Source organism: Colwellia sp. 1_MG-2023 (assembly GCF_030546755.1).
GTDB lineage: Bacteria > Pseudomonadota > Gammaproteobacteria > Enterobacterales > Alteromonadaceae > Thalassotalea_H.
This window is the reverse complement of sequence record NZ_JAUOPE010000003.1, coordinates 146,009-162,970: the sequence shown is the minus strand read 5'-3', so window position 1 is coordinate 162,970 and position 16,962 is coordinate 146,009. Positions and strand designations below refer to the sequence as shown.

Sequence of the window (16,962 nt, the reverse complement as noted above, 5' to 3'; positions counted from 1 at the left end):
AGAAAATATTGTACTCTTTAAAATAACCGCACAATTTAAGTGAACTGTTTTAATCAATTCCTTTGAGTTTAACTTGACTATGACGAGTATTTAACTGCTGACATATATTCACAAGATCGGAATGTATGCCACTAGCCGTAACATCTCGTCCAGCACCTGGGCCTCGGATAATTAATGGATTGTCTTGATACCAACCAGTTTTAATTTGGAAAATATTATCGCACGGCGTTAAATTTGCAAACGCATCATTATCACTTAATACTTCTAGACCAACTTTAGCCGTAAATTGACCCGAGCTAGCGACAGAAAAACGCGCTATATAACGTATACAACACTGTTTCTCTTTTGCTTGATTTAATTGTTCAGCAAAAAATGAATCTAATTGCTTTGCTGCAGCTAAAAAATCGGCAATGGATAACGTTTGTAATTCATCAGGTACTAAGTTTTGACATTCGATATCAGCTAACGAAAGTTCAAAGCCCGCAGCCCTAGCTAAAATTAATAACTTTCTTTGTACATCACGACCGGATAAATCTTCACGAGGATCAGGTTCCGTGATCCCTTGTGAAAGTGCGTCAAGCATTAACTCAGAAAACGGTAACGAGCCATCATAGGTTTCGAAAATCCATGATAGCGTTCCTGAAAAAATCCCTGATATTTCTGTAATATTATCGCCACTATTTAATAAATCATTGATGGCATAATTTATCGGTAATCCGGCACCTACCGTAGTATTGCCAAACCACAAACTTTTATTTTTAGCCGCACTAGCAAGCAAAGATTTATAATTGTCTGTGCTAGATGAAGCCGCCCATTTATTTGCACCGATAACATGAATACCTTGCTTGAAAAATTCTTCATATAACAAACTAAATTGTTCACTTGGTGTAACATCAACCACCACGAGTTCATCATAAGGATGATTCGCTAACCAAGTCATCAACTCTGCTTTATCAATTTCTTTCGCATCGTTTTGATACAAGGACAACGCCTGATTGACTTCAATCCCATCGTTATTAATGAGCGCTTTTTTAGAAGTAACTAAGCCAACTAAATGTACATTCTCAAGCGCTGGCACTCGGCCTAATTGTGCCGGTAACATTTCAAGAAAACGCTCACCAATATTTCCTAAACCTGCGACAACTAGCCCAATATGGCGAGCATCTTTGGTCATGTCATGATGAACATGGTTTAATAACTCAGTTGTGCAAGCTTGGGTGAGTATTGCCATGATGCTATGTTCATTTGGTGAATTAACTCTCGCAAACGTTTTGCTATGTCTTAATGAACGTTTAAACCGCGCTTGAACATCACCATGATGAATCACCTTATGACCGACAGTTGCTAAAATACTGGCTGGAGTAAATTTCACTTCAGTATCATGGCTCGCTAACCATTGACTCACTGCCTTTTGCTGTTCTTGATAAATAACAATAAACCCAGCTTTGTGATCTCCACATATGGCCGAAAATTCTCGTTGAGCTTGCTCGCCTAAGTTCCCTGTAAAGCTATCAGATTGCGCGAGCAATAAGTCGTTTAAAAATGTCACCGACAGTTCTTGCTTGGCAATTTGACCAAATTTACCAATTTCTGTACCGCTAATTGAAGGGTCAAAACTACTGGCAACATGTAAATGAGTACTATGGTCTGTTAGCGGTTGCAGGGTTTTTGCGTGTAATACTGGATTTCCTAATCGTCCTAGTTCTTTCGCCACACCATTTGGCAAACGGTGTAATTTTCTCGCTGATGGCACCACGCGAGGGTCGGCACTATAAATACCATCAACATCCGTCCATAAGGTAACATTTAATGCCCCAACTAATGACGCCATAATAGTAGCGGAATAATCGCTGCCATTTCGACCTAAGGTACAGGTTTCATGTTGATCATTTTTCGCAATGTAACCGGTAATAACGGCGAGTTTATCGCTTTGTTTTAATTGATATAACTGCGATTTACTTAAAACAGTATTAACTTGGCAAGCTTTGTCGTTATTAATCACGAGAAAATCACGTGAATCCACCATAAAACTTGGACAAACTCTTTCGCTTAAAACTGCAGATAATAATCGCGCAGACCACAATTCACCATAAGCTAAAATATCTGCTTGATGTTGCTGTGGTGAATGGTGTAACCAATTTAATAATTGTTCACAATCGGCTGCTAATTCATTTAATAACCGCTTTGCATTGCTTGGTGACAATAACTCACGAATCAGGTGAGCTTGCATTGACTTTAAGTCATCAAGCAAAGTTACTATTTCTTCAGATTGTGAAATGGCTTGATGATATAGCGCAAATAAGGCATCGGTTGTCCCACCATTCGCAGAAACCACCACAATATCATTTAGTTGGCAATGTTGACGAATAATGTCTACGACACGAACAATACATTGAGCAGATGCTAACGAACTACCACCAAATTTATGAACTTGAATCGCATGTTTTGCCAATTGGTTTTGATCGGCCGTTAACTTTTCTGCTGCATTAGACTGTTTCATGTTCTTTTCACTTTTGCTCTACAATTGGCTAGCGGCTAATCCAGCAGCTAAATCTTCAATAATGTCATCACTGTCTTCGATACCTACCGAAATGCGCACTAATGATTGTGTAATACCGGCTTCAATTTGAGCCGCGATCTCCATTCCCGCATGGGTCATCGTTGACGGATGACTAATTAAACTTTCTACGCCACCAAGTGATTGCGCCAAAGTAAATAAGGTTAAATTAGCGAAAAGTTTTTTCACCGCTTCTTCGCCACCCTGAACTTCAAAGCTCATCATGGCACCAAAATCATTTTGTTGACGTTTTGCAATTTCATGACCGGGATGATCTGAAAAACCCGGATAATAAACCGCTTTTACTGCTGCATGTTCTTTTAGAAACTTGGCCACCGCATTAGCATTTTCTTGATGCTGCTTCATGCGAATTGGTAAGGTTTTTAGGCCACGTAACGCTAAGTAACTGTCAAAAGGAGAGCCTGTTATCCCAATACAATTTGCCCACCAGGCCAGTTCTTCACCTAACGCTTTATCTTTAGTGACTAACACGCCACCAACCACATCACTGTGACCATTGATATATTTAGTCGTCGAGTGAAAAACAATGTCAGCACCTAACAGCAGTGGTTGTTGTAATGCTGGAGATAAGAATGTGTTATCAACCGCCACTAATGCGCCAACTTGATGACAGGCTTGTGTGATTTTCTCAATATCAACTAAACGTAATAAAGGGTTACTTGGGCTTTCTAATAACACTAGTTTAGGTTTTGCTTGCAAAGCTTCATTCAGTGCTTGCTCATCATTTTGATCAACAACAATTAATTTAAATTGTCCGCGTTTAGCTAAATGGGTAAATAATCGGTAGCTTCCACCATAACAATCATGAGGGATAACCACTGTGTCTTCTGTAGATAACAACTGACAAATCAAATGAACACTCGCCATACCTGTACTGGTGACGATACCAACACTGCCCTGTTCTAAATCTGCAATCGCTTGTGCGAAGGTTGCCCGAGTTGGATTGCCTGTCCGTGAATAATCAAACTGACGTTTTTCATTAAAGCCTTTCAGTGCATAAGTACTCGACAAATGAATAGCAGGAATAACAGCACCATGATGCTCGTCAGAATTAATGCCTGCTCTTACTGCAATAGTGGCAATTTTTTTATCGTTCATATGACTCTCAGTGAAATATTTGCTGCAAATAACCAAATAGACTTTTGGACGTCCAAAAGTCTAAATCTTTTAAATTGACCGGTCAAGAACTTTAGACATCTAAACTTCTACACATTCGTTATTGACTCGACGCTAACAACCAGTAAAATCTATTTAAAACTATACGATGAATAGTTTATCTGTTTTCAGTGTAAATTAAGCATAAAACTCATAATAAAAGTAATCAGAGGTAATTCATGGCAAAGTGGAATGGCGAATATATTAACCCATACGCCGAGCACGGTAAAAAAAGCGAACAAGTGAAAAAAATTACCGTTTCTATCCCTTTAAGAGTTCTCAAAGTATTAACGGATGAACGCACCAGACGCCAAGTAAATAACCTTCGCCACGCAACGAATAGCGAATTATTATGTGAAGCGTTTTTGCATGCCTTTACGGGTCAACCTTTGCCTGATGATATAGACTTAGCCAAAGACAATGATGACAAACTACCCGCTAGTGTACGTAAAGTATTGGAAGAACAAGGTGTGACAGACTTTAGTCAGTATGAAACTGACGATGAAGAAAAATAAGCCGACGAATTCGGCTTATTTTAAATGATTACAAAACTTACAACTTAATTTGCATAAACTTCTAACTCATCAATTTCAATAAAACTGTCGCCAAAGTTTGAATTAATTTGAATTTTCAATATTTTCGCTTCAGTTTTGTTAGCTAAATTAGCACGTTGATCGATCGCTTTAGAAAGAGTGTACTGGCCTTGCTCTTCAAATTCGCCGTTGCCTAGCGATGTTGAAACAGTGATATGACGAGGTCCACGCCCTAATTCAGCCGACTTCGTATTTAACATAATTCGAAAGCCTGAAATATTAACCACTTCTTCAAACTCAACTTGTATCCAATATTCCGCTTCATCGTCTTCAGGATCTTTTTTAACTAACCAAATACCCCGATTAATTAACGTCCCTTCACCATCAACTAATTGCTCACCAAAAATATGCCCATCAAAAGCTGCTGCTGGCTCATCACTCCCATAATGATTACTCGCATGATAGCTAGGTTCGGTTAAACCGTTTGTAAATATTTGCGCAATATTACCATATTGACCTGTTCTCTCTAGTGAGTCATTAACTTGCTCATTGCCATCACCAATAATATTACTATCGCCTTTGAGCAATGCTAAGTATTCGATAGCGCACTCCGCGTCATTATTTTCTAAATAGCCTATGCGGATAGTTTCTTGTGTTCGTCGGACTAAATTCAGTACATCAAACCATTCTTGAGAATAGTTATGCCCTCTTTCAAAGGTGAACTTCCAATCTTGATCTTCTTCACTTAGGCAGTTAACCACATTATCATCTGACTCAACAATACCCACCTTGATCACTTCAGATTTTCCAATCAAAATATCGGTGACTTTACCTTTATATTCGGCAATATCCGCTACTGCATTATAAGATAATAAAAATAATAAGAAGGGAATTTTATTCATGATTCGAACCTTTAAATTCTTAAAATATGTTGTTCGAATGCATTTACAAGATTAGTGCCAAGTTAAAAAGACAACTTTTTGACTAACAAAAGAAAATAAAAAGGTTCCGAAGAAGTTAGTATCCGCTTCACGAACCTTTGATATTAACGCAAAATTTTTATGAATTATTCCATATAATCTTCAGGCAGCTCTAACGCAGCAACCCCAGAATCAACTGCCGCTTGTGCTACCGCTTTGGCTACTCGGGCACACAAACGCGAATCCATTGGTTTAGGGATGATGTATTCTTTACCAAAGGTTAAGGTATTTTCACAACTGGCATCTAACACATCTTGAGGAACAGGCTCTTTTGCCAATTCACGAATGGCATGAACACAAGCCACTTTCATTTCATCATTAATGGTTCTTGCTCTTACATCTAACGCGCCGCGGAAAATAAATGGGAAGCAAAGAACATTATTCACCTGATTAGGGTAATCAGAGCGACCCGTTGCCATAATAATATCATCACGTGTTGCATGAGCTAATTCAGGTTTGATTTCAGGATCAGGATTCGAACAAGCAAAAATCACAGGCTTTGGAGCCATTAATTTAACATGTTCTGCTGATAAAACATTAGGGCCAGACACGCCAACAAAAACATCGGCACCATCAATCACATCTTCTAAGGTACGTTTGTCGGTATTGTTAGCAAAAAGTCGTTTATATTCGTTTAAGTCATCACGACGTGTATGAATGACACCTTTAGTATCTAACATGTAGATTTTTTCACGTTGTGCGCCACACTTAATAAGCAATTCCATACAAGCTATCGCTGCAGCACCTGCGCCCATACAAACAATATTTGCCTCTTTAATATGCTTCCCTTGAATTTCAAGCGCATTGATCATACCTGCCGCAGTAACAATTGCCGTACCGTGCTGATCATCGTGAAACACTGGGATTTTACAACGTTCAATGAGTGCTTTTTCTATTTCAAAACACTCAGGTGCTTTAATATCTTCAAGGTTTATCCCACCAAAGCTATCAGCAATGTTGGCAACGGTTGAAACAAATTCTTCCACCGTTTTATGTTTTACTTCTAAATCAAATGAATTGATATTAGCGAAGCGTTTAAACAATAATGCTTTACCTTCCATCACCGGCTTTGACGCCATACCGCCTAAATTACCTAAACCTAAAATCGCCGTACCATTAGTAATGACGGCCACAGTATTTCCTTTACCGGTATATTTATACACATCATCAGGATTTTCAGCGATCGCTCTAACAGGTTCGGCTACTCCAGGGCTATAGGCAAGCGAAAGATCAAGGCTTGTTTCCGCAGCAGTAGTAAGTTCTACACTTATTTTTCCTGGTGTTGGAAATTGATGATAATCAAGTGCCTGTTGGCGTAAATCAGTCATTATAGGTTGTCCCAGTGCGTTATATATTAATATATTATAGATTATTGTTTTTTTAGTTCATTTTCTTTTACATAATATTGCATTCTTTACCTTAAACTCAAGCTAAATTTTTGTGGTAATACCTCTAGAGCCTTTATAAACACTAACACCAATAAAACAGATTACACATTAATTGGATAAATATTCGTTATTGGTAATGAGGTATAGTGCTAGAAAAAACGCTTATTCAAAATATTTATCGTTTTTTACGTACCATTTAGCCCGACTTCACCGACTTTAGCGCGATAAAGACTTTGGTGTGCGAAAATACTGTAGTGAATAAAGTAGATAACTGAGTGGGTAGGAAAATATTAATTATATAAATAAATTGACTATATCGTTCGAAAAAACGATATAAAAAAGCCACTTCAATAAGTGGCTCTTAAAAACGTCAACCTATTTCAGGACAACACATGTAAATGAAAAACTATTCGCTAAATGGGTTAACTAAAATAATAGTTTCATTACGGTCTGGGCCTGTTGAAACTAAATCAATCGGTACACCAGTGACTTCTTCAATACGTTTAATATAAGCAATGGCATTTGCCGGTAATTGCTCAATTGAAGTAGCGCCGTAAGTTTTTTCAGACCAACCAGGCATTGTTTCATAAACAGGGGTGATTTCTTCATAACCTTCAGCCGCTGTTGGCGGAACAGTAATGATTTCACCTGATTTCGTTTGATAACCCGTACAAATTTTCAATTCTTCTAAGCCATCTAACACATCAAGCTTAGTTAAACAAAAACCCGTTACGCTGTTAACTTGAGTCGCGCGATGCATAGCAACGGCATCGAACCAACCACAACGACGTTCACGACCGGTAGTTGCACCAAATTCATGACCCACTGTGCCTAAATGATTACCAATTTCGTCATTTAGTTCAGTTGGGAATGGACCTGAGCCAACACGAGTCGTATACGCTTTGGTGATCCCTAAAACGTAATCAATATTACGAGGGCCAAATCCACAACCTGTTGAAACACCACCAGCAGTAGTATTTGAAGAAGTTACATATGGATATGTACCGTGGTCGATATCAAGTAATGTGCCTTGAGCACCTTCAAACATGATTTTTTCGCCAGCAATACGGGCTTGATCAAGCAATTCTGCAATATCAGCAACCATACCAATGATCACTTCGCGAACAGCTAATACATCAGCAAGCACTTCTTCATAATTCACCGGCTCTACTTTGTAATAATTCACCAAAGCAAAATTATGGTATTCCATAATTTCCTTTAATTTTGACGCAAAAGTTTCCGCATTAAATAGGTCGCCAACACGTAAACCGCGACGAGCAACTTTATCTTCATAAGCTGGACCAATACCACGACCGGTAGTACCAATAGCTTTACTGCCACGAGCAGCTTCGCGAGCAGCATCAAGTGCATTATGATAAGGAAGAATTAATGGACAAGCATCACTGATTAATAAACGTTCGCGAACGGGAACACCACGCTCTTCTAACATTTTCATCTCAGTCATTAATGCTTTCGGACAAAGTACAACACCATTACCAATTAAGCATTTTACGTTCTCGCGTAAAACCCCTGATGGTATTAGATGTAAAACTGTTTTTTCACCGTTAATAACAAGTGTATGACCGGCGTTATGGCCACCTTGATAGCGTACTACGTACTTAGCTGTATCAGTCAGTAAGTCGACTACTTTACCTTTGCCTTCGTCACCCCATTGGGTGCCAAGAACTACGACGTTTTTACCCATGTTCACATATTGGTAAGAAAATTAGGCGGGGATTCTATCAAATTATAATAATGAGTCCAAGCTATTCTTGTTGGATTTTAATACGATTTAAAAATATCAAATAAAGAGAATAACTTAGTTAACCACCAAATAAATATAAAAAGATGATTAGGGCGTGCTGAACTTTCGAGGTTAAATTTTGAACCCTTCGGGCAACGCTTGTTTGTCATTTCTCCTGCATTTTTGCTCATTGAGGTGGAATAACCACATATCATTTGTAATGCTTTGTATAAATACCAAACAAACTGTTGCAAAAATCATCGCGAAAAATCAACATGCCCTAGCTAATTGTTATTGTGATAACCAAAGAATGATCAAACCAATGACAATAATGGTGATCCCTATTGAACGAATTGACTGCGGCGTTTCTTCCGCCAGTTTTATTACGTATGCGCGCCATTTATTCGGAAATAATGCCGGAATTAATCCTTCAATAATCAATGCCAACGCTAAGGCTGTGAGTAATAATTGTAACGTCATCTTTTGGTCCCTAGGATTAAACTTAGCCCATAAAAAAACCATGACAATGTCATGGTTTTTCTGCATTTAGATAATAACGATTATTTTTTTACTTTGTCACTATTTTTTAAATAGTGAAAGAAATCGTTATCTGGTTTAACAACCAAAATATCATTTTTGCTACTGAAGCTTTTTTCGTAGGCTTCAAGGCTACGATAAAAACTAAAGAATTCAGCATCTTTCTTATAAGTGTCAGCATAAACTTTTGCTGCTAAGGCATCGCCTTCACCACGAATTTCAAAGGCTTCTTTTTGTGCGGTTGCTAACATAACCGTCACTTTAGCATCAATCGTTGCACGAATAATTTCCGACTGCTCTTGACCTTGTGATCTATGCTCTTTGGCTACTGCTGTACGTTCAGCACGCATTCGATCATAAATTGAATTACTTACTTCGGTAGGAAGGTTAATGGCTTTAATGCGCACATCAATCACTTCGATACCTAAGTCTTCACGGCTACTTGCAGCACTTTCTAATGCTTTAGCCATGATAGAATCACGATCACCTGAAACAATCTCTTTAATGGTACGAGTACCAAATTCAGTTCTTAAGCCATTGTTTACTTTTTGCTTTAATAAAGCACGAGCATTTTCAATGGAACCTGAAGTACGTAAATAGTACGTAGAGAAATCAACAATACGCCATTTAACAAATGAGTCGACCATTAAATCTTTTTTCTCAGAAGTAACAAAACGATCAGGTGCTTCATCTAACGTTTGAATACGCGCATCAAGTTTTTTAACACTTTCAATAAAAGGTATTTTAAATTGTAGTCCTGGCTCATAAACCATCATGTCGCCTGTTTCGGCATCTCGTTTAATTTTCGAGAACTGAAACACTATGCCACGTTGTCCTTCAAAAACAACGAAAACAGAGGAGACTACTAAGACAAACAAAGCAGCGATAATCGCAATCATAAAATTTTTCATTGCTTAATCTCTCCCATTATTAAAGCGGTCAGTACGACCAGAGGATGAAGGAGTAGAATTAATAGTGTTACCAGAATTATTGACACTCTGAGAAGAGCTTGGCACCACTCGATTAACAGGCGTTTGTTGCTGCATAATCTTATCCAATGGTAAGTAAATCATGTTATTACCACCGTCTACGTCTACCATCACTTTACTGGTGTTACTGTACACTTTTTCCAAAGTAGATATGTATAAACGTTGACGAGTAACTTCTGGCGCAGCTTGATATTCAGGTAGTAGCTTTTCAAATTTCGCCACTTCACCTTGCGCGTCTAAAACGGTTTGTTCTTTATAAGCAATGGCTTCTTGCTCCATACGTTTAACACGGCCACGCGCTCTAGGCTCAATGCCTCTTGCATACGCTTCTGCCTCACGTAAGAAACGTACTTCATCTTCTTGTGCTGCTATTGCATCATCAAAGGCATCTTTTACTTCTTCAGGAGGACGAGCATCCTTGAAGTTAACATCAACCACGATCAAACCCAGATTATAAGGTTCAATAATATCGTCTAGTTCCTTCCAAACATCTTGTCGAACTTGTTCACGACCACTGGTTAAAATATCATCCATTTTCGCGTGACCAACCACATAACGTAACGCGCTATCAAGTGACTGACTCAAGCTGTCATCAGCATTAGTGACACTAAACACGTAATTTCTTGGATCAACGACGCGATATTGAATTTGCATTTCTACACGAACAACATTTTCATCTTGTGTCAGCATAAAGCCTGCTGCGGGTAGATCGCGTGTTGTTTGGATATCAACAGGAATAATACGGTCAATAAACGTCCATTTCCAACGTAAACCAGGTTCTACCGTGCCTGAATATTGACCAAAGCGTAATACAATACCTTGCTCAGCTTCTTTAATCGTATAAAAACCACTGAATGCATAAACCAACACAGAAACAATTAACGCTAAACCAAAGCCTACAGAAGAAAAGCTTTTGCCTGAGCCACCGCCCGAAGGCTTGCCTCCAAAAATTCCGCCAACTTTGTTGCCTAAATCTTTTAAGAGATCATCTAAGTCAGGTGGACCTTGATTTTTACCACCTTTATTTTTCCAGGGATCTTTATCGTCTTTCCCCGGTTCATTCCAAGCCATGCTGCTCTCCGCTGTCTAATCTAAAATGTATAAATTGACATAATAAGTCAAAATTTATGTAAAACCTAATATATCAGTCTGTTAACTTTCGATAAAGCTTTCAATCACCGCTTCATCTTTTTTTACTAAACGATTCCACTCTCTTGCCGGTAATTTCACTTTTAATAGACAATTACCTTGCTCATCATATTGTTCATCAGAAATGCAATTTAATTGATAAAAAGTCCCTCTGAATTTTCCATATTGTGGCGGAATTTTTAAGCTATGTTTTACGATTTGTTTACCTAATCGTTCAGCTAACGCGGCAAAAAGCAGTTCAATACCTATGCCTCGCTGTGCAGAAAGCCACACTCTAATTGGTAAGCCAGTATCATCACGATCAATACGTGGTTCAACATCTTCTAACTTATCAATTTTATTACAAATGAGTAATTGAGGAACATCACCTGCATCGATTTCTTTCAACACTTCTTGTACTTGCTCGATATTTTCACTACGTCGTTCATCAGCAATATCAATAACATGTAATAAAAGTTCTGCTTCTCGGGTTTCCGTTAGGGTCGCTTTAAAGGCCGCCACTAAGTCATGAGGAAGATGTCGAATAAACCCTACGGTATCCGCTAAAATTGCACGGCCTACGTCTTCAACTTCAATCCTTCTTAATGTTGGATCAAGCGTGGCAAATAACTGATCCGCCGCATAAACCTTCGCTTTGGTAATACAATTAAATAACGTTGATTTACCTGCATTGGTATAACCAACTAACGAAATGGTCGGTAACTCGGCTCTTTCTCGTGCTCTTCGCCCTTGCTGGCGCTGCTTTTCTACTTTTTCTAAACGTTTGCGAATATTAACCATACGTTCACGTAGTAAACGTCTATCAGTTTCAAGCTGTGTTTCACCAGGTCCTCTAAGACCTATACCACCTTTTTGTCTTTCTAAATGCGTCCAACCGCGAATCAGGCGAGTACTAATATGACGTAATTGTGCGAGCTCTACTTGTAACTTACCTTCATGCGTACGGGCACGCTGCGCAAAAATATCTAAGATTAAGGTGGTGCGATCAACCACACGACACTCACAAAGTGCTTCAATATTTTTTTCTTGTGAAGGAGATAAACTGTGATTGAATAAAATCACATTCGCATCGAGTAACTTAACTTCATCGGCGATTTCTTGTGCTTTACCACTACCGACAAAAAATTTACTATGCGGTGTGTTGCGCTTACCTGTGATCACAGATAACGATTCAATGCCCGCAGAATCTACAAGCATTTCAAATTCTTGTAAATCTTCACGTGCATTTTCGTCTGGAAAATCTAAATGAACAAGTATCGCCTGCTCACCTGCTTGGTACCTATCAAACAAATGAGCAAATCCTAACAATACTAGTTAAGTGCATTAATCTTGAGAATCCATTGATTGGTTAAAGCCTGCTTGAGTTGGTTGTGGGGCTGTATTGACTGCACGTGCAGGTACAACCGTTGAAATAGCATGTTTATAAACCATTTGACTAACGGTATTTTTTAACAAAATAACGAATTGATCAAATGACTCTACTTGTCCTTGTAGTTTGATGCCATTAACTAAGTATATTGCGACTGGAATGCGATCACGACGTAAAGCATTCAAAAATGGGTCTTGTAAAGATTGCCCCTTTGCCATTATTTGGCCCCTTTTTTATTGTTAGTGAAAATTAAGTAAATCATTGCTGCTTTATTTTATAATTGTATTCAATTAACTATCTAATAAATCTAATTATACATCAATGTTTAAAGTTTGCTTACTGCTGTCAAAATTTGTTGTAAATTATCTTTACTTTCCATATTAAGCCATTGCAAATTTGGCCAATTTCTTAACCAAGTTAGCTGTCTTTTCGCTAATTGTCTGGTGGCACAAATCCCTTTAAATATCATTTCATCATGATCAAACTCACCATGAAGATGTTGCCACATTTGACGATAGCCTACACAACGTATTGAAGGAAGATTTTCATGTAAATCTTGCCGTTCTATTAGTTTAACGACCTCTTGTTCAAAACCTTGAGCAATCATTTGCTCATATCGTAAAGCAATGCGTTCGTGTAAAACACTTCGCTCTTTCGGTGCGATGGCGAATTGTAAAACATCACCTAACAGTTTCTCACCTTTTATTGCCGTTAATTGTGACAAAGTGTTTCCTGTTATGCGAAAAACTTCTAATGCCCGAGTAATTCTTTGTGGATCATTAGGGTGAATTCTTTGTCCAGCTTCAGGATCAACCTCAGTTAATACTTGATGAACAGCTTGCCAACTGGTTGCTTTTGCTTCTTGCTCAATCTTTTTTCTAATTTCACTATCCGCTTGCGGTAGTGGCGATATACCTTCAATTAAGCTTTTAAAATACATCATAGTGCCGCCGACCAATAATGGAATACGACCTTTGGCTCGAATTTCAGCAATTTCGCGTAAGGCATCTTGACAAAAATCAGCAGCTGAATAACTTTCGCTCGCATCTCTAATATTAATCAAACGATGAGGATATTTTGTTAATTCCTCTGTCGTTGGCTTAGCGGTGCCTATGTCCATATCACGATAAATAAGAGCTGAATCAACACTAATAATATCGCAAGGTAATTGTTCAAAAAGCTCAAATGCAAGGGCTGTTTTTCCAGATGCCGTCGGTCCCATTAAACAAATAACCGGTGGTTGTTTGGCCGTTGCAATCGCTTTTTTACTTTCTAAAGATGACATAGTTAATCACTTCAACTTTTCTATTGATGATGTAAGGTCGATTGTCGTTGAATTCAAGGCCAATTCTTGATTTATTGTTTGCGGACACAAATGAGTCAGTTGCATGTAAAGTGCATGTAATTGCTTTTCGTCAAAAGACTCAGGAGTTAAACATTTTACAAAACTGTTTTGCCACACCTCAACAGATAATAATGCTTCGTTATCCGCCATGAATAAATGCTCTAAGAAAAGTGAAAAACTATGATTCACATCTTTTTCTCTCAGCATAGCTGGATATTGTCTAATTTGTATCGCAGTGCTGCTAAGTCGTTGTATGACCATACCAAAAGAAGTAAACATTTCTGCATTACTCTCAATAAAGTCAATGTCAGCTTTTGAAAAACTTAATTTAATGGGTAACAACAAGGGTTGACTGGTTAATCCTTGTGGCCATTGTTTGGTAATATTTAGAAAGTTGATTCGTGCCGTCAACTTTTCTAAAGAGATTAATCTGGGCTGATTATCGTCAATATACAGCGCAAAGCTTGGCGCGATAAACTGTAAGGTTAATTGAGACAAGTTATGGTTTTCTTGATGTTCGCGAGCTTGAGCCCTAGATTCATCTAAAGGTTGCATCAAGGTTTGATAAGCCTTGCTGGCAATTGCTAAACCTTGGGCATTTCCTTGAAACTTAGCCGCATTAGTCGATGGAGCATAATGTCTCGCAGAAGTTTGACGATGATTACTGTCGTAACTTAATGGTTTTACATATTCTTGAACTTGCTCACTCGCGCTATTTATTGCTGCATTGTGTTGGTGATGAAAATACTCAACGGGCGGTATGTGCTGCTCAGCACTTTGATTTAGCTGACTTTCAAGAAAATTATCAGCTTCACCAGTAACGTCTTGTTCTTGGTGAGCCGATTGGAGTTCATTCATTAAAGCTTGATGGCAAACAGAATATATAAAATCATGTACATATCGCCCTTGATGAAAACGCACTTCATGCTTCGCCGGATGCACATTAACATCGACATCACGCACATCAAGCGTTAGAAATAAGACAAAAGCGGGATAAGTATTGTCAGGTAACATTTCATGAAAAGACTGCCGAATCGCATGATTAATCAATTTATCTCTCATCATTCGGCCATTTACATAGCTGTAGCACAAGTCATTTTGCTTACGATTAAACTGCGGGTTAGCAATCCAACCCGTTAAACTTAAACCGTCATGTTGGCAATCGACTTGTAAGGCGTTATCGATAAAGGCTTGGCCACAGACTTGTGCAACACGTTTTGCTTTTTGATTAGCCGTGTTCGCTAATCGATACTGACGAACGACTTTATGGTTATGAGTTAAAGTAAACGCCACATCAAATCGAGCCAAAGCAATACGTTTGATCACTTCTTCGATATGAGAAAATTCAGTTTTTTCTGTTCGCATAAACTTTCGACGTGCTGGCGTGTTAAAAAACAAGTCCATGACATCGATAGTCGTGCCGTCTGAATGCGCGGCTGGATTGATAGCAACGTCCATATCTCGACCTTGGGCACACGCTTGCCAAGCACTCTCTTGCTCTTTAGGTTTAGACGTTAACGTTAAACGAGCAACTGAACTAATACTCGCTAACGCTTCACCACGAAAACCTAATGAATTAATACCTTCTAAATCATTTAGGTTCTTAATTTTACTCGTCGCATGACGACTAAGCGCTAAGGTTAATTCGTCTTTAACAATGCCTTTACCGTTATCACTAATACGTATCCGTTTTGCACCGCCTTTCTCAATATCAATTTTTATCGATGTCGCGCCGGCATCTAAGCTGTTTTCAACCAATTCTTTAACAACAGATGCGGGACGTTCTACTACTTCACCTGCGGCAATTTGGTTCGCAAGTTGAGCGGGGAGGATTTCAATGGTCATAAAAAGCTTAAAAAGGCCTTAATCTGCACGAGGAATTTTTAATGTTTGTCCAATTCGAACAACATTAGAGTTTAAATTATTGACCGACTTTAACTTTCTTACTGTCACATTATAACGTTGCGCGACAACAGATAACGACTCACCGCGCGAGACTTTATGCTTTTTATAGCTAACAGAGGCATAGTAAGTTCCATCGGGCGCATTATTAGCAAAATAATTATCAACCGAATTAAAAATAGCCTGGGCCAGCTTTTGTTGATGAGCAGGTGAATTTAAATTACGTTCTTCTTTGTGATTAGAAATAAACCCTGTTTCAATTAATACCGATGGAATATCTGAAGATTTTAATACTGCTAAACTCAATCCTTCGGGCTTTTTCTTATGAAGTTTAGTAACCTTTTTTAATTGCGAGATAACGTGTTCGGCAAAATCATAACTACTTGCCATGGTATATTCTTTTTTCATGTCCGCTAACGTAATCGCTAAATTTTTATCTTTTGTCTTTTTGATGGTGTCACCAGCACCACCCAACAACTCTGACTCTTTCTGACGATTCGCTATCCAGCGGGTAAATTCAGAATTTGCCCGTCGAGTTGACTGTACTAATACAGAGGCACCATGCGGTTTTGATGACGTAAAAGCATCGGCATGAATAGATATTAATAAATCAGCTTTGTGCTTTCTTGCTAACGCTGTTTTGCGATTATGATTAACATAATAATCGCCGGTTCTGATCATCGCCGACTTTAGGCCTTTTTGTTTATCGATTAAAGCGGCTAATTTTTTAGCAATTTTTAACGTGACATGTTTTTCATAGGTACCTTTTGCGCCAATAGAACCTGGGTCTTCACCACCATGTCCCGCGACGATAGCGATCACAATATCTCGTTTGTCATTTTTATTGGTAGTTTGAATGCTATGTGTCACACGGTCTTGATCGAATAAATCAACCACTAAACGATTACCATATTGTCCTGCAGGCGCTAAAGGAAAAACATTCAAATTATATTTTTCATGCAACTCTAATACTAAACGTGTCGATGCTTTATTTTTTGCCGTGGAGGTGCGAATGGTTTTAATTCTTTTATCATTTTCAGCAAGCGCTTGAAGATTGACTAAATTTTTAGTGGATTGAAAATCAATCACAAGACGTTGCGGGTTAGCTAAACTAAAATAGCTGTAATCAGGCGTGTCCTTTAAATCAAATACTAGCCGAGTGTTTTCTGGTGCCGGCCAGACACGAATACCATCGATACTATTATTAGATTGAGCAGCATAAATCGAACTGACTAAAGCCAAGTAAAGAAAAAATAACGTACTTAAATATCGACTTATAACGCCACGCGCCAT

General features: G+C 38.5%; 14 protein-coding genes. 1 reads left to right on the top strand and 13 read right to left on the bottom strand.

The genetic code is table 11. The annotated features are described in order from the left end of the window. Positions 1-49: 49 nt before the first annotated feature. Together metL and metB are read right to left on the bottom strand one after the other, a co-directional pair. Positions 50-2,500 carry a bifunctional aspartate kinase/homoserine dehydrogenase II gene (metL, locus tag Q4493_RS04560; RefSeq protein WP_303449721.1) on the bottom strand — a complete coding sequence of 817 codons (2,451 nt, stop codon included), beginning with the start codon at positions 2,498-2,500 and terminating at the stop codon, positions 50-52. Positions 2,501-2,518: 18 nt separating this feature from the next. After that, positions 2,519-3,676, bottom strand: coding sequence for a cystathionine gamma-synthase (gene metB / locus Q4493_RS04555; protein ID WP_303449719.1), 1,158 nt, complete (start codon positions 3,674-3,676; stop codon positions 2,519-2,521). Positions 3,677-3,912: 236 nt separating this feature from the next. On the opposite strand from metB, the gene metJ reads away from it, so the two are divergent. Beyond that, a complete protein-coding gene (gene metJ / locus Q4493_RS04550) occupies positions 3,913-4,248 on the top strand; it encodes a met regulon transcriptional regulator MetJ (RefSeq protein WP_303449718.1) in 336 nt (111 codons plus the stop codon). Between the two features lie 44 nt (positions 4,249-4,292). Here metJ and Q4493_RS04545 read toward each other — a convergent pair whose 3' ends face one another. The 11 genes from Q4493_RS04545 to Q4493_RS04495 all read right to left on the bottom strand — a co-directional run bounded on the left by Q4493_RS04545 (position 4,293) and on the right by Q4493_RS04495 (position 16,962). After that, the gene (locus Q4493_RS04545) at positions 4,293-5,168 is read right to left on the bottom strand and encodes a hypothetical protein (protein WP_303449717.1); all 876 of its coding nucleotides are present in this window, start codon (positions 5,166-5,168) and stop codon (positions 4,293-4,295) included. 164 nt (positions 5,169-5,332) lie between these two features. Then, positions 5,333-6,574: a malic enzyme-like NAD(P)-binding protein gene (locus Q4493_RS04540; protein WP_303449716.1), complete on the bottom strand. Its 1,242-nt coding sequence runs from the start codon at positions 6,572-6,574 to the stop codon at positions 5,333-5,335. A 466-nt stretch (positions 6,575-7,040) separates the two neighbouring features. Continuing rightward, entirely contained in the window at positions 7,041-8,339 is a 1,299-nt protein-coding gene (locus Q4493_RS04535; RefSeq protein ID WP_303449714.1) for an adenylosuccinate synthase, read from the bottom strand. Between the two features lie 330 nt (positions 8,340-8,669). Then, positions 8,670-8,858 (bottom strand): DUF2065 domain-containing protein, encoded by a 189-nt coding sequence (locus tag Q4493_RS04530; RefSeq protein WP_303449713.1) that lies wholly within the window; start codon positions 8,856-8,858, stop codon positions 8,670-8,672. Between the two features lie 80 nt (positions 8,859-8,938). Then, entirely contained in the window at positions 8,939-9,826 is an 888-nt protein-coding gene (hflC, locus tag Q4493_RS04525) for a protease modulator HflC (protein WP_303449711.1), read from the bottom strand. 3 nt (positions 9,827-9,829) lie between these two features. Continuing rightward, positions 9,830-10,975 carry an FtsH protease activity modulator HflK gene (hflK, locus tag Q4493_RS04520; RefSeq protein WP_303449710.1) on the bottom strand — a complete coding sequence of 382 codons (1,146 nt, stop codon included), beginning with the start codon at positions 10,973-10,975 and terminating at the stop codon, positions 9,830-9,832. Between the two features lie 81 nt (positions 10,976-11,056). After that, positions 11,057-12,343 carry a ribosome rescue GTPase HflX gene (gene hflX / locus Q4493_RS04515; RefSeq protein ID WP_303449708.1) on the bottom strand — a complete coding sequence of 429 codons (1,287 nt, stop codon included), beginning with the start codon at positions 12,341-12,343 and terminating at the stop codon, positions 11,057-11,059. A gap of 33 nt (positions 12,344-12,376) precedes the next feature. After that, positions 12,377-12,640 carry an RNA chaperone Hfq gene (hfq, locus tag Q4493_RS04510; RefSeq protein ID WP_303449707.1) on the bottom strand — a complete coding sequence of 88 codons (264 nt, stop codon included), beginning with the start codon at positions 12,638-12,640 and terminating at the stop codon, positions 12,377-12,379. Positions 12,641-12,747: 107 nt separating this feature from the next. Then, positions 12,748-13,707 carry a tRNA (adenosine(37)-N6)-dimethylallyltransferase MiaA gene (gene miaA, locus Q4493_RS04505; protein ID WP_303449705.1) on the bottom strand — a complete coding sequence of 320 codons (960 nt, stop codon included), beginning with the start codon at positions 13,705-13,707 and terminating at the stop codon, positions 12,748-12,750. Between the two features lie 6 nt (positions 13,708-13,713). Beyond that, positions 13,714-15,612 (bottom strand): DNA mismatch repair endonuclease MutL, encoded by a 1,899-nt coding sequence (gene mutL / locus Q4493_RS04500; RefSeq protein WP_303449703.1) that lies wholly within the window; start codon positions 15,610-15,612, stop codon positions 13,714-13,716. A gap of 18 nt (positions 15,613-15,630) precedes the next feature. Next, complete coding sequence (locus Q4493_RS04495) at positions 15,631-16,962, bottom strand: N-acetylmuramoyl-L-alanine amidase (protein ID WP_303449702.1); 1,332 nt, start codon at positions 16,960-16,962, stop codon at positions 15,631-15,633.